The following is a 24,694-nucleotide window of genomic DNA, read 5'->3' on the forward strand; positions in this document are numbered from 1 at the left end:
TACTGCAACGGCAGTTAAGGAAGTGGGTAGCCGCGGCGTTTGTAGTGGCTGAGGCGGGCTTGGTGTTGTCGTCGGCGGCGGAAGCGTGACCAGGACCAGATGTGTTCGGCGGCGTCGGCGACACGCAGGACCAGCTTGGTGAGCAGGCGCCGGATCTCCGGTAGTGTAAAGCTGATCATGTCTGGTTCGGCGATACCGATTCCCCTTTTATGGCAAGGGATTTGGCGACGGCGAGCCAGGCGTGGGCGAGCATCGACAGGGTGATGTGGGCGTACCACGCCCGCCAGGACCGGACCTGGTAGTGATCCAGTCCGGCTTCGTTCTTGGCCTGCTGGAAACACTCTTCGATCCGCCAGCGCGCCCCGGCGATCCAGGCCAGGTTCAGCAGGGTGGACCGGCGGGGCCCGTAGCAGATGTAGTAGGCGATCTCGGTCGGATCAGAGATCGAACGCCGGGCGAGCAGCCAGTGCCCGCGCCCGGCCTGCCAGCCAATCCGGACCGGCACCCGTGCCCAGTCGTACTCGCGCGGCCCGTGCGCGCCGGCACCGACCGACAACCGCCGCCACGCCCGGGCGGGCAGGTCCGCGATCAGCTCATCGGCCCGCTGTTCGGTGCCCTCGGCGGTGATCAGGGTGTCGTTGACCTTGGTGGCCAGCACGTACGCGGCGTCGTGTTCCTCCAGCCAGGCTCGCAGGTACTTGACCTGCCCGTAGGCCTCATCGGCGGTGACCCACGCGAACGGCACACCCGCCTCGAACGCCCGCGCCAGCATGCCCATCGCCTGCCGCGGCTTCGTGGCGAACTCGACCTCATCCGGAATCCCCGCCCGTTGGCACCGGTCCCGGTCGGCGATCCACGGCTCCGGCAGATACAGCGCCCGATCGATCAGCGCATGCCCATGATCACCGGCATAGGCGAGAAAGGTCCCGATCTGACAGTTCTCGATCCGCCCCGCCGTCCCGGAATACTGCCGCTGCACCCCGGCCGAGCGCACACCTTTCTTCAGGAACCCGGTGTCGTCCACGATCAGCACGCCGCCCGGCTCGCCGAGATGCTCGACCACGTAGTCCCGCACGTCGTCACGCACCCCGTCGATGTCCCAGTCCGCCCAGCGCAACAACCGCTGCATCCCATCCGGAGACACCTCACCGGACTGCTCCGCCAGTGTCCAGCCGTTCTTCCGCTCCAACCCCGCGACCAGCCCGGACACATACTCCCGAGCCCGGCCCCGCGGCTCCGACCGCCTGAACCGTCCCGCGATCCGATCATGAACCCGATCCAGCTGCCCCATCACCACATCGACCACCACAACGATGATCTACCACACGACGACCAACTGCCGTTGCAGTACTAGGTCCACCACCAGTTCCTGCCGGGGCCACGAGGGTGGTGGGGCACCGACGCCGGTGGCGTTCTCCAGAATCTGGTCATTGGTCAGCCGGACCACAGCGAACTTCGCCGAGGACCACGGACCGCGCAGCCCGGCATGCGCCATGACCGAACGTAGTACGCCGAGCAGTACACCCTGGCCGACGTGCATCGCCCAGTTCACCGGCACAGGTTGTCGTCGCGGTCGTTCCCTCATCCCGGTCAGGCGTTGCAGAACTCGTGCCGGAACGTGGGAATCGGGGCGTCCGGTCAGGCGTTGCTCCACCTTCTCGCCCAGCGTCATCACCACCACCCCGGCCGCGCCGGCAACCAGGCCCTGCCACAGCGCTCGTTTCATCACACCCGAGTACCCCGGCCCACCGGTCCCAATCGTGTGGGCCCAGCAGGAGCGGGTCAGCGTGAACCGCGGATAGGTCGTGCGACCGAATCGATGTCAACCCGACACGAACCGCTGTCCCCGCTGCAAACCCGCGCCGATCAGCCCCAGTGTGGTCCCTTCCCGACGTATTCGGTTCCCACCCGCTGCGCACGGGTGCTCCAACTCGGTGACCAGGTACTGATCGCTCCGCCGACGTTTACTCGTGCTGGGGTAAGCCGGTTTGGCGTGTGCTGGCGCGGGTACGGATATTGCATGACAGCCACCATTGCGCCGCCCAGCATCATCACGTATCTCATCGGCCAGCAGCGGCAGGTTTCCCTGTTGTTCAGCCAACTCGAGAAGCTGCGCAACGCTCCGAGTGAGCAGGCCCGGGGCCTGGTGCAGCAGGCTGTGATTGGGCTGATGAAGAACTCCGTCGTCGAGGAGATCCACCTCTTTCCCTTCGTCCGTGACCGGTTGCCCGGCGGCGACGAGATCGCGGACCGGGAGATCGCGGCGCTGGCAGAAGCGGAGCAGACGATGAAGGAGCTCGAAGGCCTGGATCCGGACGACCCTCACTTCTGGCCCACAATCCATACTCTGATGGGGCAGGTGAAGGCCGTGGTACACGAGCAAGAGTTCATGCTGTTCCCACTGATGCAGAAAACGTGCTCGAACGACGAGCTGGTCACCCTTGGCGTTCGCGCTCAGGAATCGGCGCAGATGTCGCCTACCCGGCCCCACCCGAACAGTCCGAAGGAGGGTGCTGCGCTGCAAATGCTGGCCCCCGGTGTCGGCCTGGTGGATCGTATCCGCGATGTGATCACTGGCCGTGGACATTGACCACGACATCAAGGGTCTCGACACAGCAGAGCAGGCGTGAGCGCGCGCTCTCGGGATTCGGCTTGTTCGTCGTCAACGATGAAATCGCCGGCCCACTGCTTCGCGTCACTGGACCAGCGAAAGCCTACCCCTGGCAAACCCACGCGCGCGGTCTCGTTGGGCACGTCGTACTCGGCGTCGCGATCCATCTCGTGCTGGACGCCCTGTCATCGACCGACACGGGTGCTATCAATTCAACTGATGCGGCATGACGCGAAGCCCGCGGCGTCGTTAGCGACGATGACGGCTATCGCAGGCATATGCCTCCCTGGCACCGGTGCTCAGGACCCACTGCAGGATCCACTCGAGTGACTGGGAGTTCGGGCTGTGGACGCGTGCAGACCGAGCCGCGGAAGCGTAGCCACGATTGCTCTGACCCTCGGACTGACGCGTAGGCACCACTGCGATCTCGCTCCCGGCTTTCCGCATGAGATCAGCGCTTGCTATATCGCCGCTTGTCACATTGACGACGCCGTTTGCCCTACCCGGGCGGGGGTAGCCGTTCAGGCCAGACGGCATGGAGACCGACGAGCATCACCACTGGCGATCCAAGAGCTGCGGTCTGCTATCGCAATCGTCAATTACGGAGCGAACCTGACACAGGCGAGTTGCCAACGCCAACGGTCAGCAACGCTGACCGCTCCGAGCCCCCGGAATCGGTATGGTCAGTGTCCCGATACCGGGGAGCGGCATGGGCCACGTCCCCTCCAGAGCGGCTCTGGAAGGACGTGGCCCATGTTGTTGTCTGTGTTGACAGTGGTCCACCCGGCGCTCCTCGTTCCCCTGAGTGCTGCCGCTTCGATCGGGGCCACGGTGCTTCTCGTGCAAGGCGGGCGCGTACACGGAGCGGGTGAAGCCGAGACCTGGGTACTGCGGGTGTAAGAGCAGCGGCGCCGGGTACTCCTGTGCCGCCATTAGTGGATGTGAGTTGCCAGTGACGCGAGCGAGGGCAGTTGAACCCGTGACGCAGACATCGAGGAGCACCTACTCACCGGCGCCGATGCCGCATGCGCCGCGTCGTGCCGAGCCGCCTGGGCAGGTGCTGTTGCGGTTGATCAGGACGACCGATCACAAGCAGATCGGCATCCTCTACCTGGTGACCTCGTTCGGGTTCTTCCTGATCGGCGGTCTCATGGCTCTGCTGATGCGTACCGAACTGGGTTACCCAGGGCTGCAGTTCCTCTCTCCAGAGCAGTACAACCAGCTGTTCACCATGCACGGCACCATCATGATGCTGTTGTACGCGACGCCGAACGTGTTCGGCTTCGCCAACTTCCTTGTGCCGTTGCAGATCGGCTCGCCGGACGTCGCGTTCCCGAGACTGAACGCACTCTCCTACTGGCTGTACCTGTTCGGAGCGCTCATCACCATCGGCGGCTTCCTCACGCCTGGTGGTGCCGCCGACTTCGGCTGGTTCGCCTACACACCCCTGTCCACTGCGGCGTACAGCCCGGGAGTGGGCGGGGATCTGTGGGCGGTGGGTCTGATCATCACCGGCCTCGGCACGATCCTGGGTGCGGTCAACATGATCACCACGATCGCCTGTCTGCGCGCGCCCGGCATGTTGATGTGGCGGATGCCGATCTTCACCTGGAACATCCTGTTCACCAGCGTGCTGGTACTCGCGGCGTTCCCGATCCTTACGGCGGCGCTGTTCGGGCTGCTGGCAGACCGTCACCTCGGCGCACACGTGTTCGACCCGGCCAACGGTGGCGCGATCCTGTGGCAGCACCTGTTCTGGTTCTTCGGTCACCCCGAGGTCTACATCGTGGCCCTGCCGTACTTCGGCATCATCAGCGAGATCGTGCCGGTGTTCAGCCGAAAACCACTGTTCGGCTACAAGTTGATGGTCTGGGCGACGGTCGCCATCACCGGCCTGTCACTCGCCGTATGGGCGCATCATATGTACGCGACAGGCGCTGTGCTGCTGCCGTTCTTTGCGTTCCTGTCATTCCTGATCGCGGTGCCGACCGGGATCAAGTTCTTCAACTGGATCGGCACTATGTGGAAGGGGCAGCTGACTTTCGAGTCACCGATGCTGTGGTCGATCGGGTTCATGGTGACGTTCCTGTTCGGCGGGCTCTCCGGCGTGCTGCTCGCGGCGCCGGGAGTCGACTTCCACGTCACCGACAGCTACTTCGTGGTCGCGCACTTCCACTACGTCCTGTTCGGCACCATCGTGTTCGCGACGTTCGCCGGGATCTACTTCTGGTTTCCCAAGATCACCGGTCGGATGATGGACGAGCCACTGGCCAGGCTGCACTTCTGGACCACGTTCATCGGCTTTCACACGACGTTTCTCGTGCAGCACTGGCTCGGGGCGGAGGGAATGCCCCGCCGTTACGCCGAGTACCTTGCGAGCGACGGCTTCACCGGGTTGCACATGGTGTCCACCATCGGGTCCTACATCTTGGGTGCCTCCGTGCTGCCGTTCATCTGGAACGTCGTCCGCAGCTGGCGCTTCGGCGAACCCACCGACCTGGACGACCCCTGGGGGTACGGCAACTCGCTCGAATGGGCGACGACGTCTCCACCCCCGCGGCACAACTTCTACGACCTGCCCCGAATCCGCTCCGAACGACCAGCCTTCGAACTGCACTACCCCCACTTCGTCGAAAAGTTCCGAAACGAAAGCCACCGCACCCCCGTCAAACAGCGCCCCCAGCCCGCCGCACCCGAAGAACTCGGGGCCGCGCTCACCCAGCCTGACGAACAGGGACCAAGCAGCGACCCGCGCGGCAAGTAGCGGATATGCGCCCTGTCAACGCCGGTCGAAATCTGACCCCCTGGTTCGGCTTGGGTTCCAGTACTTGTCGCAACACTCCTGGTAGAAGAGGGCGTACTGATGACGAGGCGTGGAGCGAAGCGGCGGTTGGATCTTGAGTCGCGGTACTGGCAGTTGGTTCTGGCGGGTGTAGGGACGGTGGAGGCGTGCCAGATCGCGGGATTGGCCGTAAAACCGGCTACCGCTGGCGGGCGGAGAACGGCGAGCTTCCACCCGCATTGGTTGCCGAGGAGACCCGGTCGAGCCGGTATCTGTCTCGGGTGGAGCGGCAGCGGATCGCCACTCTTCGACGAACCGGTCAATGGCGCGGGGTGCTAACCGAGTGTTAGGGAAGCCCCGAGGGAAGAGCTGAATCGCGATGACCACTGGACCTGAGCACGACTCCTCTCGACCAGACAGGCCGGACCCGATCAGGAAAAGCCCATCCGGCGAGCACAACGATGACGAGCAGCCCGAGCCTGAGGCCGATCACGACCAGAGTAATGAGTTGGATACGCGCGTCGCCTCAAGTGGTATGCGCCCCTACGGCGGCGATCCAGATCCCGAGAGGGAGAAAGGCACCTTGCCGGGGAAGTGGCACGACCACCAGATCAACAAGCAGAAAGATCGGTAGTCTGCTGCCCAGTGAATGCCCCATGCTGAGTGAGCATCAACCGCATGTGGAGTTACGGGTGACGAGGCAACTGGAGCAGCGACGCGATCGTTCCGACTGTTCGGCATCGTGGCTACCATTTTATGGCCTCAGATCAACAACTACTTACCGCCATCAGCGAACGACGGTCGCGACGCAGACCCGGTTCAGGCTGAATTTCAAGCGACGGAATACCCACGAAGTGCCCTGGCGATACCACGTCAAGGACAAGACCAAAAAGACCAGTATCTATTCCCTGGAGATGCGAGTCAGCTACCGCTGATCGCACCGAGGCCAGCAGGGACGAAGAGTCCAGCCCGGCCGCTGCGACAGATGCACGACGCCATCATCCACGCCACGTGGCGAGCCGGGAGGATATGTCGGCGTCGGCGAGCTTCCCCTTCCGCATAGCAGGATGTGAATGATTCGCAGCAGGACACGTCAGCCGCTCGGTTGCTCAGTTGGAGCGGGGGCACTCGGCCAGGGTGAGGAAGTGGTGAGTGAACTCTTGATTGCTCTGCTCCGAGATGTGTTGCTGTTTCGTCATACCATCGACCAGTCAGGCGGCGAGTTCACGCACTTTCACGTTGTGTTCCTGCGATTGCCAGCGCAACAGTGACCACGCCACAGCATTATCAATGCTGTAGGTCAGCATCAACGTTTTTTTGGCCTGTTCAATCACTGCTCGAGTGCTGAGCGCGGCGTCCAGTTGGTGGTCCACCTCGGTCTGGACGTCCAGGTCGGGCTCTCCGTGAGGTCCACAATGTATCCGGATACCCGTTGCACCTGGCCCTGTTCGTCATGGTGGCCCTCGCCGAGCACGACCACGTGTCGTACCTGCTGATGTGTATCGATGATGCGGTGGTAGTAGGAGAATGGCTCGCCGGTTGCCAGCGCCTTGTCGAGTACCTCGTTGGCGCGAGGCCGTTCCTCCGGGTGTTTGTGCTCTAGCAGCAACTGCGTACTTGGCTCGATCTCGCCCGGTTCGTAGCCGTGAATCAGGTACACCCCCGTCGTCCACTCTCAGGAATCGCGAGCCCGTTCGTAGGTGTAGCGGCCGATCCGATGGACACTGTCCGCGCCCAGCGGATTGGACAGGTGCCGCTTCTCTGCATCATCGGTCATGTCATCACCCCCTTCCACTCAGGAGTGATGGTGGCGGCCATGACGATGACCCGCTGACTCAACCGACAGCAGCAACGCCAGCGGCGGGCATGCCGAGCAGGAAGCCGCCCAGGTTGGTGTAGAGGAACGAGGCCAGAGCCGTCAGGACGAGCGCGACGCCGAGCGGTGCGTGGTGTTGGGGCTGGGTCCAGAGCAACACACCGAGGGCGATCATTCCGCCCCCGAGTAGGAATCCGAATCACAGCCTCAAAGATCATGGCTGCAGACCACGATCTCTGCCCAGATTCAACAAGTTGGTTCCCTCTCTGACACCAGCCGCTTGACACAGAGAGGTGCAGCTCGCGTTACGGTCCCGTCAGGAGCGGGGCCTCGGGGTCGGAGAGGGTCGTGGGTGCGGCGGTGTTGGTCGTTTCGTCGCGCTGGGGGTCCAGGCGAACCCGAGGCTGCCGCCGATAATGCTCAGCAGCATGCCGATCAGGAAGCCGCCGAGGTTGGAATAGACGAATGAGGCGAGGGCGAGCAGGACGATTGCGATGCCGAGCATGACTCGCTGCTCGGGGAGAAACCACAGCAGCGGGCCCATGGCCGCGATCAGCCCACCGAGCAGGAACCCGGCCAGCCCCGCGACACCGGGCAGCGCCAGCACGGTGAACTGGTTGGCGGGTAACAGCAGGATGATCAGCCCACCGGCCAGAGTGACCACGCCACCCCAGAACGGTCGGCCCCGCCGCCACCGAACCGAGGCCGCCCACCAACGACCCCAGGACAGCTCCACTAGAAGCACTCCTTGACGTCGGTCCCGGCGGTCAGGTCGACCGCGGACAGTTTCAGCCCGCTGGTGGTGACCCAGCGGACGTCGGCGTGCAGGTCCAGCAGCACCGACCGCGCGGTGATCGGGAGCGTTCCCTCGTGCCCGGAGTCCACCGGCGTGCCGTCAGGCGCGGTGTCGTGGCGGTTCAACGTGAGGGTGCCCCCGGCCAGGTCAGCGCCGTCGATGTTCTCGATAGCGAACTTGACGTCATCGGCCTGCAGTCGCTGATCGCCTCTGGTCTCGACCCGCAGCACATAGTCTCCGAAGGGGGTTCGCGCCTTGCCCGAGCCGCACAGCCCGGTCGCGCGGACACCGGAGAGCCCGACGACCACGACGGTGTGCTTGCGGCCGTCCTGGGTTTCGAAGAACTGAGGAAAAGTCCCGTAGCCGGTCGCCGACATCTCATCGATTTCGATCTTGATACGGCGTTGACCCTCCGCCGCGATGGAGATCGGCAGCACACCGTTGATCATCCCGCCGACCATCAGCACCACCACGATCAATGCCGGCGTCAGCAGTCCCACGAAGCGGCGCCACCGGGTCCGTCCGCCCCCAACGCTCGCACCCGAGTCGGCTGCATGCCTCGACACCGTTGCCATGACCGACCACCTTCTTTGCGGCGTGCTCACCGGCCGGAGCCTTCGATGCGGCACGCGACTCAATAAGACTAGGAGTCCTGTACCGAGACTAGCAGTCTCGCGCCGGCGACAATAACGCACAGTCCCGGCTCGCGCGGTTCGGTCAGCTCACGGTGTGGGCGGCGAGGAAGTCGTCGATGATCCGGGCACAGAACGTCGTGCCGCTGGCTCGTCCGGTGACCAGCCGGTTGAAGATGAGCGGGCCGATCAGCTGCGCTAGCGCCTGATCGGTGTCGATGACCTCGCGCAGGCCGGCGCTGGACAGGACGGCGTCGAACGGCTCGCGGTACTGGGCGATGAGTCGGCGCTTCAACGTATGCAGTCGCGGCCGGTCGCTCTCGGGCTCACCGTTGTCGACGTTGTCGACGGGTCCGGCCGTGGGCATGCTCAAGCCCAGCCACGACAGCAGCGTCAGGTGCAGCGGAGCGTGCTCGATCAGCGCGGCCTGCTTGGCCAGCAGCGCGAGCAGCCGCTCGCGCAGTGTCCCGCTCTCCGGGGCGGGCGGCACCGGCGGTAGGAGTTGCTCGAACGCGGCCGCCAACAACTCGGTGCCGGTGCCGAAGTGCCGGTAGAGGGTTGCGCGAGAAACGCTGGCGACGCGTGTCACTGCGTCGATGGTGACCGCGTCGATACCGCCCTCGGTCAGTAACCGGGTGGCCGCGTCGATCAGCAGCGCGCGAGAACGCGCGGGCCGGGGGTCCTGGGCAGCATTCCCGGGCTCCGGCTGGGCGGGCATCGCGGCGTTGGCCGACATCGAGTCCCCTCTCTCTCCTACAGCCAGCAGCCGTTGAGTTCGTGTAATTGATCGTCACACGGTCCCCACATCTGGCCTGTTAACTAATAGTCTAGGTCCGATACTGTCAGTCTTAAATCGCGTGGTCGGCCGCACCGCACAGCCCGAGCGGTCGACAGTTCGCGCGGGACAACACCCAGAAGAGGTTCAGCCCGTGACCACCGGCCCCACCACCGTCCACTACCAGTGCGAAGGCATCACTCTCGCCGGCGACCACTGGACACCGGACACGAGTACCCACCCGCGCGGCACTGCCATCCTGCTCCACGGCGTCGGACAGACCCGCAAATCCTGGCAGCGCACCGCCGCCCGCCTCGCCGCCGACGGCTGGTCCGCGCTGACCCTCGACGCCCGAGGCCATGGCGACAGCGACTGGGCCTGCCCCGACGGCTACACCCTCGAGCACCTCGTCGACGACCTCACCCACATCGGCCGAACGTGCGAGGACAGGCCCGTGCTCGTCGGAGCCTCCATGGGCGGCCTCACCGCCCTGGTCGCCCAAGCGCACCATGACCTCGGCCGCGCCCTGGTCATGGTCGACATCGCCCCGCAGATGAACACCACCGGCGCCGAACGCATCCTCAGATTCATGGGTCAACACCGCGAGGGATTCGCCACCCTCGACGACGCCGCCGCCGCGCTCGCGGACTACAACCCGCATCGAACCACGCCCGGCAGCACCCGCGGGCTGCGCAAGAACCTCCGCAAACATCGCGACGGGCGCTGGTACTGGCACTGGGATCCCCAACTTCTCCAGTTCATGGCCGATCCCGCTGCGTTCACCGCCACTCTGCGCCAAATCGATGACGCCGCGCACCAGATCACCGCACCCACCCTGCTCATCCGCGGTGAACTGTCCGACGTCATCGACCAAGGCTCCGTCGAGCACCTCCTCGATCGCATCCCCACCGCCAGCAGCATCACCATCGCCAACACCGGCCACATGATCGTCGGCGACGACAACGACTTCTTTACCACTGCCCTGCTCGACTACCTCAACGACCTCCCAGCCATTCCCGACATGTGACACGACCGATCGTCGCCCACCCGAGCCGCCCACCAAGGCGAGCAGGACATCGTCAACCCGCCGAGTAGCGACCCCGCCAGCACCTGTTTGAACCAGCCGCGCCCAACGTCCGCTCAGCTCGCCATAGGGCTCCTACCACGTCTTTCGGCAGCGACCTGGAGATAACACGCGGGCCGATGAACTTCTCCAGTCGACGCTTGACTCCGTGGTGCCACTGCACCTTCGATCCCCGCCCGCCGGGTTCACTTCGCCGTCCCGGTGCACCCCGCACCACGCCATCTACGCGGCTGCGGCTTTGATTGCGGTAATCAGTGAGCTTGCCCCAGTTTCACGGACACACCGGGTGTGCGGTCAGGCCGCGTCGGCCGCCGATGAGAACTCGCCCGTCGGGTCACCCGCAGTTCCGACGTACGTGACCGCAAGGCAGGTGGGTCAGCGGGCCGTCGATGAGATCGGCGAAGGCGTGTAGGTGGTCTCGGCAGACCTCGGCATCAAAGATCTGACCCTGGGTGTCGCGGGATTGGCTACGGCGCCGGAGGGCGCCGCACCGGGTTCCACCGTGTTCGCTGACGCCCGACGATGGCAGCCTGGACCACGGCATTTGCCACCACAGTAACCGAGAACAAACGTCCCCGTGCGGGCGGAGACGACGGTACCGACGCAGTAGACGTTCCATGGCCCCAGACCTGCGGTCCTCTCCCGCGACGATGGCCGCCCAAGCTGGCCAGCTTGGGCGCCGCCTCCGTCCGGAACGCGCCTGGATTCACATCCATTGGAACGCGGCGGTCGTCGTGCTGCAGAGGTGTCTCAGTTCAGTAGGTTCGCCCGGGACCTGCGCGACGATGGCGGGTACTTTTACACAATCTCCAATCTTGTCAAGAGCGCTGTACGTGTTGTACGGTTTTGTCAACTAGCTGAGGAGGGTGAGATGAGCGGTAAGAAGGCAACGGTGCCCGCTGGCTCGACGCAGCAGTGGACTGACCGCAAGCGCTACCTGTGGCTGATCGGCCTGGTGGTGCCGTCACTGGCGTTCCTGGCGATCGCGATGCACGCGGTGACCGGCTGGGGCGTGTGGTTCTGGATCGGTCCGATCGTGATCCTGCTCGTGGTCCCGGCGATCGACTTGGTCGCCGGCCTGGACCGCAGCAATCCGCCCGACGATGTTATCGAGCAACTCGAGAACGACCGCTACTACCGCTGGATCACCTACTTGTTCCTGCCTATCCAGTACGCGGCGTTCATTTTCGCGTTCTGGCTGATCGCGCGGGGAGAGCTGTCTGTCGTGGACAAGATCGGCCTGGCCGCCACGATCGGGTGTATCGGCGGGATCGGTATCAACACCGCGCACGAGCTCGGGCACAAGAAGGAGAGCCATGAGCGGTGGTTGTCGAAGATCGCGCTGGCGCAGAGTTTCTATGGGCACTTTTACATCGAGCACAACCGCGGCCACCACGTGCGCGTGGCGACTCCGGAGGACCCGGCGAGCAGCCGCGTGGGGGAAAGCTTCTACCGATTCTGGCCGCGTACCGTCTTCGGTTCGTTGAAGTCGGCCTGGGAGCTGGAGCGTAACCGCTACGCACGTCGTGGGCAGCACCCGTTCCGGATCGGCAACGACGTGCTCAACGCGTGGCTGATGTCGGCCGTGCTGTGGACCGCGATGATCGCGTGGCTGGGCGTCGGCATTGTTCCCTACCTGCTGATCCAGGCGGTGATCGGGTTCTCGCTGCTGGAGATCGTGAATTACATGGAGCACTACGGGATGCTGCGCCAGCAGGTGGGCACGCCTAAGCGGCGCCGCTACGAGCGGGTCGATCCCAGTCACAGCTGGAACTCCAACAACATCGCCACGAACGTCCTGCTCTACCACCTGCAGCGGCACAGCGACCACCACGCCAACCCCACCCGCCGATACCAGACACTGCGCGACTTCGCCGAGTCGCCGGTATTGCCCACCGGGTACGCCGGGATGATCGTGTTGGCGCTCATCCCGCCGCTGTGGCGCCGGGTGATGGACCCGCGCGTGGTCGCCCACTTCGACGGCGACATCAGCCGCGCCAACATCCAGCCGGGCAAGCGGGCGAAGGTACTCGTCCGGTATGGCGCCACCGACGCGCCCGAAGTCGTCGCCGCCGACGCCGGAGGTGACGCGACGGACGGCGGGATGTGCCCCGGCTGCGGCTATGTCTACGACGAGAAGCTCGGCGACCCGCGCGAGGGGTTCCCTGCGGGCACGCCGTGGTCGGCGATCCCGGACTCCTGGTGCTGCCCGGATTGCGGCGTCCGGGAGAAGGTCGACTTCGTGGCCCCGGGGCGGGTGAGCGCGTGATGCGGATTGAAGCCGACCGGGACAGGTGCGAGGGCCTCGGTATGTGCGAGGCGATGGCGCCCGACTTCTTCGAGGTGGGCGATGACGGCAGGGTCGTCGTGCACGAGGAACACCCAGACGAGGAACACCGGCAGGACCTCACCGCTGCGGTCGACGCCTGTCCGGTGCTCGCGTTGAAGCTGAGGGACTGACCGTGACACTCGTGGTGGTCGGCGCTTCGCTGGCTGGGCTGCGCGCGGTGGAGTCCGCGCGCCGCGTCGGCTACGACGGCCGGATTGTGCTGATCGGCGCGGAGGAACAGCTGCCCTACGACCGGCCACCGCTGTCGAAGGCGTTCCTCGACCCGGACGGCCCCGCCAGTGTGGAGCCCTTCCGCAGCGAGACTGAGTTGCGCGAGGACCTCGGTGTCGAGCTGATGCTGGGAGCACCTGCGGACGGGCTCGACACCGAGGTTCGGGAAGTGTCGGTGTCCGGCACGATGGTGCGCTACGAGGCGTTGGTGCTCGCGACCGGCGCCACGGCACGGCGGTTCCCCGGCTCCGATGGCTGCGCCGGAGTCCACACCTTGCGGACGGCGCAGGACGCCGCCGCGGTACGCGCCGGGTTGGATCGGGGCGCGCGCACCGTCGTGATCGGCGCCGGCTTCATCGGTTCGGAGGTCGCCTCCGCGGCACGCAAGCGGGGCTTGCCGGTCACGGTCGTCGAGACGCTGGACCTGCCACTCGTCCGCTCGGTCGGGCGGCAGGTTGGCTCCGTCTGCGCCGACCTGCACCGCGCGGCGGGCACTGACCTGCGGTTGTCCACCCAGGTCATGCGGCTGGAGGCGGCGGATGGCGTGGTGACCGGGGTGCGGTTGTCCACCGGGGAGGTCCTGCCCGCGGACCTCGTCGTGGCCGGTACCGGGGTCTACCCGGCCACCCGCTGGCTCGAGGGCAGCGGCGTGCCGTTGCACGAGCGTGACCGCGGCGTGGTCTGCGACGCCACCCTGTCAACCGGCCTATCGGGTGTGTACGCGGCGGGCGACGTGGCCCATGTGGTCAACCCGCTGTTCGACGACGAGTCGATGCGACTAGAGCACTGGACGAACGCCGCCGAGCAGGGAGCGGCCGCCGCCCGACACGCCCTCGACCCGGCCGCCGCGCGCCCACTGGCGGCAGTGCCTTACTTCTGGTCCGACTGGTACGGCCACCGCATCCAGTTCGTCGGCACTTCACGCGCCGAGGAGGTGGTGGTCGCCGTGCCGGCCGAGGCCGGGTTCACGGCGCTGTACCGGCGCGGCGACCGGATCGTCGGCGCGCTCACCGTGGACCGGCCGCGCGAGATCATGAAGTACCGGCGGCGCATCGCCGCCCGGGGGTCGTGGGCGGAAGCGGTCGCGTTCGCGGCCACCACCGGGGCGGTCGCCTAGGATGGCGGCCATGGGCGGGACTCTCTCAGCCGCGTCCGCCGTGGGCGGCCAGTACCGGCAGCCGATCATCGCCGCGGCGATCGAGTTGACAGCTCGCACCGGCTGGTCGGCGGTCACCATGGCGCGGCTGGCCGAACACGTCGGCGTCAGCCGCCAGACCGTCTACAACGAGATTGGGTCCAAGGCCGCGCTGGCCGACGCCATGGTCGCCCACGAGCTGGACCGGTTCCTCACCGTCGTCGGCGACGCCTTCGACCGCCACCCAACCGACCTCGTCGAGGCGATCTATGCCGCGGTGCGTAACGTGCTGGAACTCGCCGCCGACAATCTCCTGCTCCGCGCGATCGCCTCCGCCACCCATGGCACGGACACCGAACTACTCCCACTGCTGACCACACAGGCGGGCACCCTGATCACCCGGACCAAAGCAATGCTCACACACCGCGTGGCGTCCTACCGGCCAGGGCTCACAGTTGAGCAGATCGGTGTGGTGGTCGACGCGATCGTCCGGACAGTCCTCAGCCACGTCATGCAACCCTCGCAGACCCCAGCGCACACCGCGGACGGTCTCGCCTGGCTGGCCTCCCGCGTGCTTGACCAGCCCTCCCGGAAGCCCCTGCGCTACGGCTGACGCGGGCGGGGCTGACGCGGTGGACCGGCCGTTTCGCCGAGTACGCTCTCTCGCGCGCTCCCCGGCTAGCCAGGGTCCGCGCCGTTGGTGTCTCCCGCGGTGAGGTCGCGGGCGAGGATCTGGAGGTCGTCCGCGGCGCGTTGCTCCAGTGCGGGCAAGTGGCGGGCGGCGGCGTGGATGGTGTGGATGCGGGTGAGCGCGTCGGTTTTGCTGGTGGCGATGGCGGCGAGGTCGCTCCACAGGCGGGCGAGTCGGGTGTAGGTGTCGGCGGCTTGCCGAGCGGTCGACAGCTGTGTGCGGCGGGCCAGGTAGCTGAGGTAGTCGGCTTGCAGTCGGCGGAACAGGCCTCCGCCGGTCCCGGCTTTCTCGATGAAGGCGGCCAGGGCGAACAGCGTGGTGTCGAGCTGGTCGGAGGAGAACAGTTCGGGCCAGCGGCTGAGGTCGTCGACGAAGGTAGCTACGCCGTCCACACCGTGTCCCTCCACCAGACCTGGAGTGCCGTGGGTAATGCTGTCAAACATTGGTTCGGGGTCGCGCAGAGCTCGGGCGGCCGCGTGGCAGGCGTCAGCGGTGACGTCGGCGAGGGGCGGCAGCTGGGTGGGGTAGCGCAGCCGGTAGGTGGTGTGCCGGGTAGGGGTGGGAAAGCCGGTGGACGCCCGAGCGCGGGCGAGCGCATCGTAGGGGACGTGTTGCGGGTCGGGGCGGTCATTGTCGACGACGGTGGCGGTGTGGCTGTCGTCGTTGTAGCCGACGATGACGATGTCGTGGCGGCTCATGCTCAGCCGGACCCGCAGGTAGGGGAGTTCGGCGATGTCGGCCCAGCACAACACGGGGTAGCCCTGGTCAAGTTCGTCGCGGACCCAGGCCCAGCCTTCGTCGGGGTCGTCGGTGGTGTCGTGGGTGGCGGTGATTCCGAGACGGCGGGTGAAGTCGACGGTGAGGTCGGGGCCGCGGCCGACCAGGTAGATCGGTGGGGTCATAGCCGGATGGCGCAGGTAGGTGAAGCCGAGCGCGCCGCCGAGACCGAAGATGGTGCCCTCGTCGAGGGGTGTGGACTCGTAAGACAAACCGGCCCAGTGCAGCAGGTCGCGCAGCGCCCCGGAGCCGCAGTGCCCGGCCAACTCGTGCGGGTAGTCAGTGATGTGCTGCTGGTCAGTCACGGGTGGCTCCTGTACTAATCGCGGGCGGTCTATGCGATGTGTGAGTGGTATGCGGGTGCCCACAGGGTCAGCGGGATCGTGGCGATGACGGTGCGGTGCACTGCCTTGGACAGGGAGTCGGTGGCACCGCCGCGCACCTGGGTCGGCAGCGTGGCGGTGGTGGCACCGAGGTGGGTGCGGTAGCTGCTGGCGAGCAGACTGCCGGCGATCGCGATTGCGGCCCCGATTCCCTGGGCGGCGTCGTTGACCGGACGTAGATGTCGCCAACGCCCTGCCCCACCTCGACGTCTCCGGCACCGCGACGTGGTGCGACAGCCGGATGGCATGGTGACGGGTCCTTCGAGCTACAGGGTGCGGGCGATGATTTCCTTCATGATCTCGTTGGTGCCGCCGTAGATCTTCTGTACGCGCTGGTCGGTCCAGGCGCGGGCGATGCGGTACTCGCTCATGTAGCCGTAGCCGCCGTGGAGTTGGAGACAGTTGTCGATCACGTGCATGGCTCGGTCGCTGCACCACCACTTGAGCATGGCGGCGGTGGCCACGTCGAGGCCGCCGTCGAGGTGGCGGCTGATGCAGTCGTCGAGGAACACGCGGCAGACCCGGGCCTCGGTCGCGGCCTCGGCAAGGGTGAACCTGGTGTTCTGAAAGGAGAAGATCTCCCGGCCGAAGGCCTGGCGGTTCCTGGTGTAGGTGAGTGTGTCGTGCAGAGCCGCTTCCAGGGCGGCGACCGAGGTGATGCCGATGAGCAGCCGCTCCTGCGGGAGTTGCTGCATCAGCTGGCCGAAACCCTGGCCCTCGGCGGTGCCGAGGAGGTTGGTGGCCGGGACGCGGACGTCGTCGAAGAACAACTCGGCGGTGTCCTGCCCGTGCAGGCCGATCTTGTCCAGCACACGGCCGCGACGGAACCCCGCGCGGCCGGATTCCACCACGACCAGCGAAATGCCGTCGGCGCCCAGGGACGGATCGGTCTTGGTCACCACGATCGCCAGGTCGGCCTGGCCGCCGTTGGTGATGAAGGTCTTCGCGCCGTTGATCACGTAGCTGTCGCCGTCACGGATCGCCTTCGTCGTCACATTCTGCAGGTCCGAGCCGGTCCCTGGCTCGGTCATGGCGATGGCACCCACCCATTCGCCGGAGGCGAGTTTGGGCAGCCATGCCTGCTTCTGGTCCTCGGTGCCGTAGGCGAGGATGTAGTGCGCCACGATCGCGTTGTGCAGCCCCACGCCCCAGCAGGTGTCGCCACTGGCGGCCTGCTCTTCCAGCAGTACGGCCTCGTGCGCGAACGAACCGCCGCCTCCACCGTAGTCCTCCGGGATGGACAAGCACAGCAACCCCACCTGCCCGGCGGTGGTCCAGAGGTCCCGGTCGACACTTTTCTGCTCGGCCCAGCGCTGCTGGTTCGGGGCCAGTTCTTTCCGGCAGAACTGACGGGCCAGATCACGGAACTCTTCAACATCATCGGTGTTCCACCGGCTGCGGTACTCAGCCATAGCGTGTCTCCCTCCGAGTCGTGGTGGTTTCCGGGCTTGGGCATATCTCGAACCCGGCGCCGACGTGCGGGACGACAGAGGTTCGCCCTCAGCGGTCCTTGCGGTCACGTCGTTGAGGCCGGGTGAACATGGCCTGGACGTCGGCTTCAAGGCCGTGCGGGGCGAAGTGGTGGTGGTCGACGACGACGAACAGGGCCTCGGCGGTGAACCGGGTGATGCCGTCGTGGCCGGTGCCGGTGGCCTCCAGGTGGAGTCGCCGGCCGTGCCGCCGCTGCAGGCCTGCGGTGATGCGGTGCGGCTGGCCCAGCGGCACCGGCGCGAGATAGTCGACGGTCAACCTCCGGGTGACGGCCATCTCTTCCACGACGTAGAGGACGAACCCGAACAGGTCGTCGCAGGCCGCCGAGATCGCGCCACCGTGTGCCAGGCCCGGGGCGCCGCGATGCCGTTTGTCGAAGGTGACGTCGGTGACCACGCTGTCTCCGTCGCGGGAGACGGCCAGGTGCAGGCCGGCCGGGTTGTCCGGCCCGCACCCCAGGCACTGTGGATGGTGCGGCGGCAGCGAAGTGAGCGTCGAGTCGGCCATCGCGGTGTCCCCCTCCTTCGCGCCATCGGTGAGTGCGAGACTAGTAGTATCGCTGTGATACTGGGGGTTTAAGAAACGGGTTGTGGCCACCGTCACGCCGCTGGTCTAGTGCCGCTGTGTCGTCGCGGCGAAATGGGCTGCGCCGATGTCGATGATGTCCTGGCGGCTGGCGGGGAGTTCCCCGGTCAGCCAGGCCATGAGTAGTTCGGCGAGGCCGCCGGTGAGCAGCAGACCGGCGATCTGGTCGTGGGGTGGCGGGAGCGCATCGTCGCCGTAGAGGGTGCGGGCTTGGGTGGCGATCAGCTGGGCGAACTCGCGCAGCAGTTCGTGCCGCCGCGCGCGCAGCGGCTCGGCGGCGGATTCCAGCATGGCCACGCGCCCGATGCGCGGGTCGCCGGTGAGCAGGTCGACGAACGCGCCGATCGCCGCTTTGGCTTTCATCTGGGGGTCGCCCTCCGTCTCGGCCAGAGCGCGCAGCCCCACGTCCCGGATCTGCGACGCGATCCGGTCCAGCACCGCCAGCAGCAGCTCATCCCGGTGGGCAAAGCTCTCGTAGAAGTAGCGCTCGGTCAGCCCGGCTCGCGTGCAGACCGCGGTCATCGTGGTCTGCCGCCACCCATGGGTGCCCAGCAAATCCAACCCGGCCGCCAACAGTTGCTCGCGCCGCTGGTCGCGGCGCTGCTGGGCGCTGATACCCCGATAGCTTCGCTTCGGCACCGACATGCCCCCATCTTGACATACTCTCCTGTCAGAATCATTCTGACCGTGGTTCCTGTCAGAAGTCGGAGCGATCGGCAGCGGAGGCGATACCAGTGGCACAGCAGGTCAACGGGGCTCGAGGGCGCCGGGAGCGGACCGCGCGGCCGCTGCGCGGTGTGGTCGTGGCCATCACCGGGGGATCGCGAGGCATCGGGGCCGCGACCGCGCACGCGCTCGCCACAGCCGGGGCGACGGTGGCCGTCGCAGACCTCGATCTCCCCACAGGACAGTGGCTGAGTCAGCACCCGACGGTGCGCGGGTGGCAGGTGGATGTCACCGACGGGGAGGCCTTCACGGCGTTCCTTGACCAGGTCGAGTCGACGTGCGGCCCGCTGGATGTACTGATCAACAATGCCGGGATCATGCCGCTGGGGCCGCTGGGTGAGGAGCCGGGATCGGTGACGGCCCGGCAGGTGGAGCTCAATCTGCACGCGGTGATCCATGGCAGCCAGCAGGCCGTGCGCCGGATGCGGCCGCGCGGGCGGGGGCACATCGTCAATGTGGCCTCGCAGGCGGGCAAGGTGGGCTTCGCTGGGGCGGCCACGTATTGCGCCACCAAACACGGTGTCGTGGGCTTGTCGGAGGCGTTGCGCGCGGAACTGCGGGGCACCGGGGTGGCGGTGTCGTGTGTGATGCCCACGGTGGTGCGGACCGAACTGGCCACCGGTCTGGGTGGGTCCCCGCTGGTGCGGCCGGTGACCGCGCAGCAGGTGGCCGACGCGATCGTGGGCGCGGTGCGCCGGCCGCGGTTCGCTGTGTACGTGCCCCGGTGGCTGGGGGCGGTCAACCGGCTGCTGGAGCTGGTGCCGCGCGCGCTGGCCGATGTCCTGATGCGGATCTCCGGAGCGGATCGGGTCCTGGCCGGTGCTGACCCGGCTGCCCGGGCCGGTTACGAGGCCCGCGCTGTGCCCGAGCGCGGGCACGACGCACTGGCCAGCCCGGACGCGCTGGCCAATCAGCAGGCGGCGGGAGCGCAACCCTCATGACGAGCGACCCGAGCACCACGGCGACGCAGCGAGGGGTGTCGCTGGTGTGCGCCGGCCACGACGTCCACGAGGTGGCGGCCCTGGCCGCCCACGCGGAACAGGCCGGGTTCGAGTCGGCCTGGGCGGCGGAGTTCTACGACCGTTCGGCCGTGGTGGCCGCGGCGGCGATGGCCGCGGTGACCGAGACGATCACGGTGGGCACCGGGATCGCCTACGGGTTGGGCCGGACCCCGCTGGTGCTGGCCGCCGAGGCGCGGGATCTGGACGCGGTCTGCGGCGGGCGGCTGATCCTGGGGCTGGGGACGGGAACACGGCGCATGCAGCAGGACTGGCACGGCTTGTCCGGTGAGCATCCCGCGCCCCGGGTGGAGGAGCTGGTGCCGCTGTTGCGCCGGCTGTGGCGGCTGGATGAAGCTCCGGTGCGGCACGAGGGCCGGTTCTACCGCACCCACGTGGTCCCGACCGCGCCCGTCGCGGCCCCCACGCGGCGGGCGATCCCGGTGTATCTGGCCGGGGTGAACGCGCGCATGGTGCGCGCCGCCGGGGCGGTGGCCGACGGGCTGGTGGGCCATCCCTTGTTTACCCCCGAGTACCTGCGCCACACGGTGCGGCCCGCGCTGCAGGCCGGTGCCGACCGCGCCGGCCGCACCGGGGCGGTGCCGGTCGCCGGCTATGTGATCTGCGCGGTGGATCCCGACGAAAACCACGCCCGCCGACTCGCCGCGGCCCAGATCGCGTTCTATGCCTCGGTGAAAACCTACGACGCCATCCTCGCCCTGCACGACTTCACCGACGAGGCCGCGGCCATCCGCGCCGCCCGCCGCGCCGGTGACCTGGAGGCGATGGTGGCCGCAGTGTCGGACCGGATGATCGACACCATCGCCGTGGCCGGCACGCCTGAGCAGGTCCGCACCCAGTTCACCACGCGGTGGGCGGGCCTGTACGAGCAGACCCTGCTGTATCCACCCTCCTTCGCCGGCCGGTCGGCCACCACCGCCGTCCTGGATGCCTTCGCCCCACTGACCTGCACACCCACCAAATAAGGAGAGCCGCCATGGTCCCCATCGTTGAACGCACCACCCAGGCCGCCCGACAGCGCCTATCGTCGGTACTGGTGGCCCCCGCACCCCAGGCGGTCGACGAGGCGTGGCGCCGGTTCAGCCGCCGCTGGCCCGCCACCGACCTGGCCACCCCGCCCGCAGGCAGCGGCCTGCGACCGGTCCGCGGCGACTTCGGCACACCTGTGGTGGGGCATCTGCTCGACTACATCCGATTCGGCACCGACTTCGGCCGCGAACGCTACGAACGCTACGGCCCGGTCACCTGGATGGGCGCGTTCGGCACCCGCATCGCCACCGTGGCCGGCCCGGAGGCGACGCAGCTGGTGCTGACCAACAAAGACAAGGCCTTTTCCCAGGCCGGGTGGGCATTTCTGATCGACCAGTTCTTCCACCGCGGGCTGATGCTGCTCGACTTCGACGAGCACAAGATGCACCGCCGCATCATGCAGCAGGCCTTCACCCGTGACCGCCTGGCCGGCTACACCCAGCAGGTCGCGCCCTGCGTGCGCGCTAGCGTGCCCACCTGGCCCACCGACCGTCCGGTGCGGTTGTACTGGCTACTCAAACACCTCACTCTAGACATCGCGACCCAGGTGTTCATGGGCGGCCGCGGCGGCTCGACCGACACCGAGCAGATCAACCAGGCCTTCGTGGCCACCGTGCGCGCCGCCAGCGCGCTCGTGCGCGCCCCGCTGCCCGGCACTCGCTGGCGCGCCGGCGTGCGCGGCCGCCGGGTACTGGAAGACTACTTCGCCCAGCACCTACCCGCCGCCCGCGCCAGCACGAGCGAGGACCTCTTCGCCGCGCTGTGCCACGCCACCACTCCGGAGGGCGAGCGGTTCAGCGACGACGACGTCATCAACCACATGATCTTTCTGATGATGGCCGCACACGACACCTCCACCATCACCACCACCGCGGCCGCCTACTACCTCGCCACCCATCCCGAATGGCAAGACCGCGCCCGGCAGGAATCCCTCGCCCTCGGCGACGCCCCGCCCGACATCGACGCCCTGGAAAGCCTGGACACCCTCGACCGGATCATCAAGGAAGCCCTCCGGCTGCTCGCCCCCGTGCCCCTGGTGATGCGCAAGACCGTCACCGACACCGACCTCCTGGGCCACTACCTGCCCGCCGACACCCTCGTCGCCCTCGCCCCAGCCATCAACCACTTCGTACCCGAATGCTGGACCGAGCCCGACACCTTCGACCCCGACCGCTTCGCCGCGGACCGCCGCGAAGACCACACCCACCGCTTCGCCTGGATCCCCTTCGGCGGCGGCGTGCACAAATGCATCGGCATGCACTTCGGCACTCTGGAGGTCAAAGCCATCCTGCACGAGATGTTGCGCAGCTACCGCTGGAGCGTCCCCGATGGCTACCGCATTCGGTGGGATAACACCTCCCTCCCCGTGCCCGCCGACGGACTGCCCGTGCACCTCACCCCCCGTTGACCCACGCACCGCGCCAGCCGAACCGCAAGGACACCGATGATCCCCGAGGCCGGGCCCGCGACCACGGAGGCACACAGCGATGAACGCACCATGAGCCGAGCACCGCGCCAGCGTGCCCTCCCCCGACTCCTGCAGCAGCCGCATCCGGTGGCGATGCTTCATCGGCCTGCTCGCCCCCGCCACCCCTCGTGATGGCACTGATGATGCTGGGAGTGCTGCCGGTGTCTGCAGTCGTGCGGGGCCAGCAACGCATCAAGATCGCCCTGGACGAGGTGTTCCGCACACGGGTATGGAACCTACCCACAGTTCTTCCGCCCCGCGACGGACACACCCGGCCCGTGGTCGTGGTCGGCCTGCAGCAGTTGCGCGCCAAAGGCGTCTGCGCTTCCCAGTAAAGTAGACAACCCCGTGGGTCCGTTTATCTTGCGGATAGCTACCAAGCCAGGAGCCCCGACCTGCGCACCGAGGATCTACAGTGGCCATCGAAGAGATCAACGGCCCGGACGCTGCCGGGCACAGTCTCGCCCTGAACCGCGGCGCCACATGCTTGCCAACCTGCGATGGGTCACCGCCAGCTGTCTCCTTCGGCACAGTACGGGCATGCGCAACGCCGGGGGCCTGGTGGCGGCAATGGCGCCGTCGGCGCCCGTCTTCGCAGGACTGCTGGCCATCGTGGCGGGTACCACGATCATGCTGCTACCCCCAACCAGTACACCGTCTTCGCACTGCCCGGCACCGCGGGCTTGACCGGATTCCTACTCGGGGGCGGAATGATCGTCCTCGGTGTGTTGCTCTGGACCCAGCCCCAACACCACGCACCGCTCGGCGTCGCGCTCGTCCTGACGCCTCTGGCCTCGTTCCTCTACACCAACCTGTGCGGCCTCCTGCTCGGCATCCCGCGGGAGGGTCCGTAACGCGAACGGTGTTTCCGGCGGTGTCGATTAGTAGGTCTCGGTCACCGGCCAGCGGTCACCGAAGGTGATGGAGAACGCGTTGATCACTGGCTTCCAACGCATCATCCATCGTGCCGCCCCGGTCCCTGTGGGGTCGAGGCTGCGGGTCACAAGATACAAGCACTTCATCGCCGCTTGCTCGGTGGTGAAGTGCCCACGTGCCCGGATCGCGCGCCGGTAGCGTGCGTTCAACGACTCGATCGCGTTCGTCGAGCAGATCATCCTCCTGATCTCGATATCGTAGTCCAGAAAAGGAACGAATTCGGTCCAGGCGTTACGCCAGAGTCGAACCATGGCTGGGTATTTCTTCGACCATTTCTCGTCCAGTTCGTCCAGTGCCGTTGCGGCGGCGTCGGCGTTGGGTGCCGTGTAGATTTCTTTCAGGTCGCGTTTCAACGCGTCCGTGTATTTCCGGGAAGTCAGCCGAAACGAATTACGAATTAAATGCAGAACGCACGTCTGGACGATCGTTTGTGGCCACACCTGCTCCACCACCTCCGGTAACCCCTTGAGGCCGTCACAAACCAGGAAGAACACGTCCTTAACGCCGCGGTTCTTGAGATCCACCAGCACACTCATCCAGAACTTGGCGCCCTCGCCGCCGGTACCGGCCCACAATCCGAGCACGTCCTTGCGGCCGTCGGTGGTGACGCCGATCGCGGCGTAGAACGGCCGGTTGGCGACCTGGCCGTCCCGCACCTTGACCACGATCGCGTCCACGAACACCGCGGCGTAGACCGGCTCCAATGGACGGCTGGCCCAGTCCTGCATCTCCTCAATCACCTTGTCGGTAATCCGAGACACCGTCTCCTTCGACACCGACGCGCCGTAAATCTCGGCGAAATGCGCCGAAATTTCGCCCGTGGTCATCCCCTTCGCATACAACGACAACACGATCTCATCCACGTCAGTCAGTCGACGCTGACGTTTCTTTACGATCTTCGGCTCGAAAGTCGATTCCCGATCCCGGGGAACCTCGATGTTCACCTCTCCAGCCGCGTCCGAAACCACCGTCTTCCCCCGGGTCCCATTCCGCACATTCGACGAATCACGATTCGAACCGGCACGATTCTTCGCGTGCCCGAGATGCTCGGTCATCTCCTCGTTCAGCGCCGCTTCCAGAACGTTCTTAGTGAACAGCTTCAACAGCCCGTCCGGCCCAGTGAGCGACAGGCCACGTTCCCGCGCCTGCGCCACCATCGCCGCCGCAGCAGCCTGCTCGGCCGACCGCTCCCGCTCCGACTTCCTCATCTTCCTCTGATCCGCGCTCACAGCATCGAATGCCATCACTGCCCGTACCCATCCCGCCGGATTTCACCCCCGGCGTGTCGGGCCGGAAACACCGCTCACGACACAGTCCCCCATCGTGCAACCGCAGGGTTACTACCGCACGTTCGAGTGCAGCGTCGGTACGTGGAACGAACCTGCTCGGACGGCCTAA

The 24,694-nt window shown here is 66.7% G+C and carries 24 protein-coding genes and 3 pseudogenes; 13 read left to right on the plus strand and 14 right to left on the minus strand.

Annotation, left to right across the window (positions count from 1 at the left end; translation table 11 throughout):
- Positions 1-175 precede the first annotated feature (175 nt).
- Both BAY60_RS36275 and BAY60_RS36280 read right to left on the minus strand, forming a co-directional pair.
- Positions 176-1,309: an IS701 family transposase gene (locus tag BAY60_RS36275; RefSeq protein WP_043829840.1), complete on the minus strand. Its 1,134-nt coding sequence runs from the start codon at positions 1,307-1,309 to the stop codon at positions 176-178.
- Positions 1,310-1,348: 39 nt separating this feature from the next.
- Positions 1,349-1,726 (minus strand): annotated as a pseudogene (locus BAY60_RS36280) (hypothetical protein); the annotation flags it as partial.
- A 294-nt stretch (positions 1,727-2,020) separates the two neighbouring features.
- Here BAY60_RS36280 and BAY60_RS36285 point away from each other — a divergent pair.
- The gene (locus BAY60_RS36285) at positions 2,021-2,590 is read left to right on the plus strand and encodes a hypothetical protein (RefSeq protein WP_043832421.1); all 570 of its coding nucleotides are present in this window, start codon (positions 2,021-2,023) and stop codon (positions 2,588-2,590) included.
- 8 nt (positions 2,591-2,598) lie between these two features.
- On the opposite strand, the gene BAY60_RS37475 is transcribed toward BAY60_RS36285, so the two are convergent.
- On the minus strand, positions 2,599-2,778 hold the full coding sequence (locus BAY60_RS37475) for a hypothetical protein (RefSeq protein WP_170160674.1): 180 nt from the start codon (positions 2,776-2,778) through the stop codon (positions 2,599-2,601).
- 851 nt (positions 2,779-3,629) lie between these two features.
- Between BAY60_RS37475 and ctaD the strand changes: the two genes are divergently transcribed.
- On the plus strand, positions 3,630-5,375 hold the full coding sequence (gene ctaD, locus BAY60_RS36290; RefSeq protein WP_043832423.1) for an aa3-type cytochrome oxidase subunit I: 1,746 nt from the start codon (positions 3,630-3,632) through the stop codon (positions 5,373-5,375).
- Between the two features lie 99 nt (positions 5,376-5,474).
- A pseudogene (locus BAY60_RS38715) lies at positions 5,475-5,704 on the plus strand (IS30 family transposase); the annotation flags it as partial.
- A gap of 900 nt (positions 5,705-6,604) precedes the next feature.
- Here BAY60_RS38715 and BAY60_RS37480 read toward each other — a convergent pair.
- The 6 genes and pseudogenes from BAY60_RS37480 to BAY60_RS36315 form a co-directional block, all read right to left on the minus strand.
- Positions 6,605-6,727, minus strand: a complete 123-nt coding sequence (locus BAY60_RS37480) for an ANTAR domain-containing protein (protein ID WP_158077458.1) — start codon at positions 6,725-6,727, stop codon at positions 6,605-6,607.
- Entirely contained in the window at positions 6,724-7,053 is a 330-nt protein-coding gene (locus BAY60_RS36300; RefSeq protein ID WP_076153553.1) for a PAS domain-containing protein, read from the minus strand. The genes BAY60_RS37480 and BAY60_RS36300 overlap by 4 nt, the downstream gene beginning before the upstream one ends.
- A gap of 175 nt (positions 7,054-7,228) precedes the next feature.
- A pseudogene (locus tag BAY60_RS37485) lies at positions 7,229-7,393 on the minus strand (DUF6114 domain-containing protein); the annotation flags it as partial.
- 132 nt (positions 7,394-7,525) lie between these two features.
- A complete protein-coding gene (locus BAY60_RS36305; protein ID WP_318780707.1) occupies positions 7,526-7,954 on the minus strand; it encodes a DUF6114 domain-containing protein in 429 nt (142 codons plus the stop codon).
- Entirely contained in the window at positions 7,945-8,610 is a 666-nt protein-coding gene (locus BAY60_RS36310; RefSeq protein ID WP_146771145.1) for a DUF6230 family protein, read from the minus strand. Before BAY60_RS36310 ends, BAY60_RS36305 begins: the two co-directional genes overlap by 10 nt.
- Before the next feature lie 112 nt (positions 8,611-8,722).
- Entirely contained in the window at positions 8,723-9,373 is a 651-nt protein-coding gene (locus BAY60_RS36315) for a TetR/AcrR family transcriptional regulator (protein ID WP_170160675.1), read from the minus strand.
- Between the two features lie 193 nt (positions 9,374-9,566).
- Here BAY60_RS36315 and BAY60_RS36320 point away from each other — a divergent pair, with 193 nt between their 5' ends.
- From BAY60_RS36320 to BAY60_RS36340, 5 genes are all read left to right on the plus strand, one after another.
- Complete coding sequence (locus tag BAY60_RS36320) at positions 9,567-10,439, plus strand: alpha/beta fold hydrolase (RefSeq protein WP_072029919.1); 873 nt, start codon at positions 9,567-9,569, stop codon at positions 10,437-10,439.
- Between the two features lie 928 nt (positions 10,440-11,367).
- Entirely contained in the window at positions 11,368-12,765 is a 1,398-nt protein-coding gene (locus BAY60_RS36325) for a fatty acid desaturase (RefSeq protein WP_043832429.1), read from the plus strand.
- Complete coding sequence (locus BAY60_RS36330) at positions 12,765-12,956, plus strand: ferredoxin (RefSeq protein WP_043832431.1); 192 nt, start codon at positions 12,765-12,767, stop codon at positions 12,954-12,956. Before BAY60_RS36325 ends, BAY60_RS36330 begins: the two co-directional genes overlap by 1 nt.
- A gap of 2 nt (positions 12,957-12,958) precedes the next feature.
- On the plus strand, positions 12,959-14,173 hold the full coding sequence (locus BAY60_RS36335) for an NAD(P)/FAD-dependent oxidoreductase (protein WP_043832433.1): 1,215 nt from the start codon (positions 12,959-12,961) through the stop codon (positions 14,171-14,173).
- A gap of 1 nt (position 14,174) precedes the next feature.
- Complete coding sequence (locus tag BAY60_RS36340; protein WP_043832435.1) at positions 14,175-14,804, plus strand: TetR/AcrR family transcriptional regulator; 630 nt, start codon at positions 14,175-14,177, stop codon at positions 14,802-14,804.
- Positions 14,805-14,869: 65 nt separating this feature from the next.
- On the opposite strand, the gene BAY60_RS36345 is transcribed toward BAY60_RS36340, so the two are convergent.
- The 4 genes from BAY60_RS36345 to BAY60_RS36365 all read right to left on the minus strand — a co-directional run bounded on the left by BAY60_RS36345 (position 14,870) and on the right by BAY60_RS36365 (position 18,763).
- Positions 14,870-15,964, minus strand: coding sequence for a BtrH N-terminal domain-containing protein (locus tag BAY60_RS36345; protein WP_043832437.1), 1,095 nt, complete (start codon positions 15,962-15,964; stop codon positions 14,870-14,872).
- A gap of 344 nt (positions 15,965-16,308) precedes the next feature.
- Positions 16,309-17,454 carry an acyl-CoA dehydrogenase family protein gene (locus tag BAY60_RS36355; RefSeq protein ID WP_072029917.1) on the minus strand — a complete coding sequence of 382 codons (1,146 nt, stop codon included), beginning with the start codon at positions 17,452-17,454 and terminating at the stop codon, positions 16,309-16,311.
- An 88-nt stretch (positions 17,455-17,542) separates the two neighbouring features.
- Positions 17,543-18,040: a PaaI family thioesterase gene (locus BAY60_RS36360; RefSeq protein WP_072029913.1), complete on the minus strand. Its 498-nt coding sequence runs from the start codon at positions 18,038-18,040 to the stop codon at positions 17,543-17,545.
- Positions 18,041-18,145: 105 nt separating this feature from the next.
- The gene (locus BAY60_RS36365; RefSeq protein WP_043832444.1) at positions 18,146-18,763 is read right to left on the minus strand and encodes a TetR/AcrR family transcriptional regulator; all 618 of its coding nucleotides are present in this window, start codon (positions 18,761-18,763) and stop codon (positions 18,146-18,148) included.
- Between the two features lie 89 nt (positions 18,764-18,852).
- On the opposite strand from BAY60_RS36365, the gene BAY60_RS36370 reads away from it, so the two are divergent.
- The 5 genes from BAY60_RS36370 to BAY60_RS38270 all read left to right on the plus strand — a co-directional run bounded on the left by BAY60_RS36370 (position 18,853) and on the right by BAY60_RS38270 (position 23,214).
- Entirely contained in the window at positions 18,853-19,785 is a 933-nt protein-coding gene (locus tag BAY60_RS36370) for an SDR family oxidoreductase (RefSeq protein WP_072029911.1), read from the plus strand.
- Positions 19,782-20,828: an LLM class flavin-dependent oxidoreductase gene (locus BAY60_RS36375; RefSeq protein WP_072029910.1), complete on the plus strand. Its 1,047-nt coding sequence runs from the start codon at positions 19,782-19,784 to the stop codon at positions 20,826-20,828. Before BAY60_RS36370 ends, BAY60_RS36375 begins: the two co-directional genes overlap by 4 nt.
- Positions 20,829-20,839: 11 nt before the next feature.
- The gene (locus BAY60_RS36380; protein ID WP_051172182.1) at positions 20,840-22,300 is read left to right on the plus strand and encodes a cytochrome P450; all 1,461 of its coding nucleotides are present in this window, start codon (positions 20,840-20,842) and stop codon (positions 22,298-22,300) included.
- 188 nt (positions 22,301-22,488) lie between these two features.
- Positions 22,489-22,695: a hypothetical protein gene (locus BAY60_RS36385; RefSeq protein WP_043832446.1), complete on the plus strand. Its 207-nt coding sequence runs from the start codon at positions 22,489-22,491 to the stop codon at positions 22,693-22,695.
- Between the two features lie 165 nt (positions 22,696-22,860).
- Complete coding sequence (locus tag BAY60_RS38270; protein WP_218160488.1) at positions 22,861-23,214, plus strand: DUF6114 domain-containing protein; 354 nt, start codon at positions 22,861-22,863, stop codon at positions 23,212-23,214.
- 27 nt (positions 23,215-23,241) lie between these two features.
- Here BAY60_RS38270 and BAY60_RS36390 read toward each other — a convergent pair whose 3' ends face one another.
- Complete coding sequence (locus BAY60_RS36390; protein ID WP_425466516.1) at positions 23,242-24,504, minus strand: IS256 family transposase; 1,263 nt, start codon at positions 24,502-24,504, stop codon at positions 23,242-23,244.
- Between the last annotated feature and the right edge of the window lie 190 nt (positions 24,505-24,694).

The organism is Prauserella muralis, from assembly GCF_003202285.1.
GTDB classification, from domain to species: Bacteria; Actinomycetota; Actinomycetes; order Mycobacteriales; family Pseudonocardiaceae; genus Prauserella_B; species Prauserella_B muralis.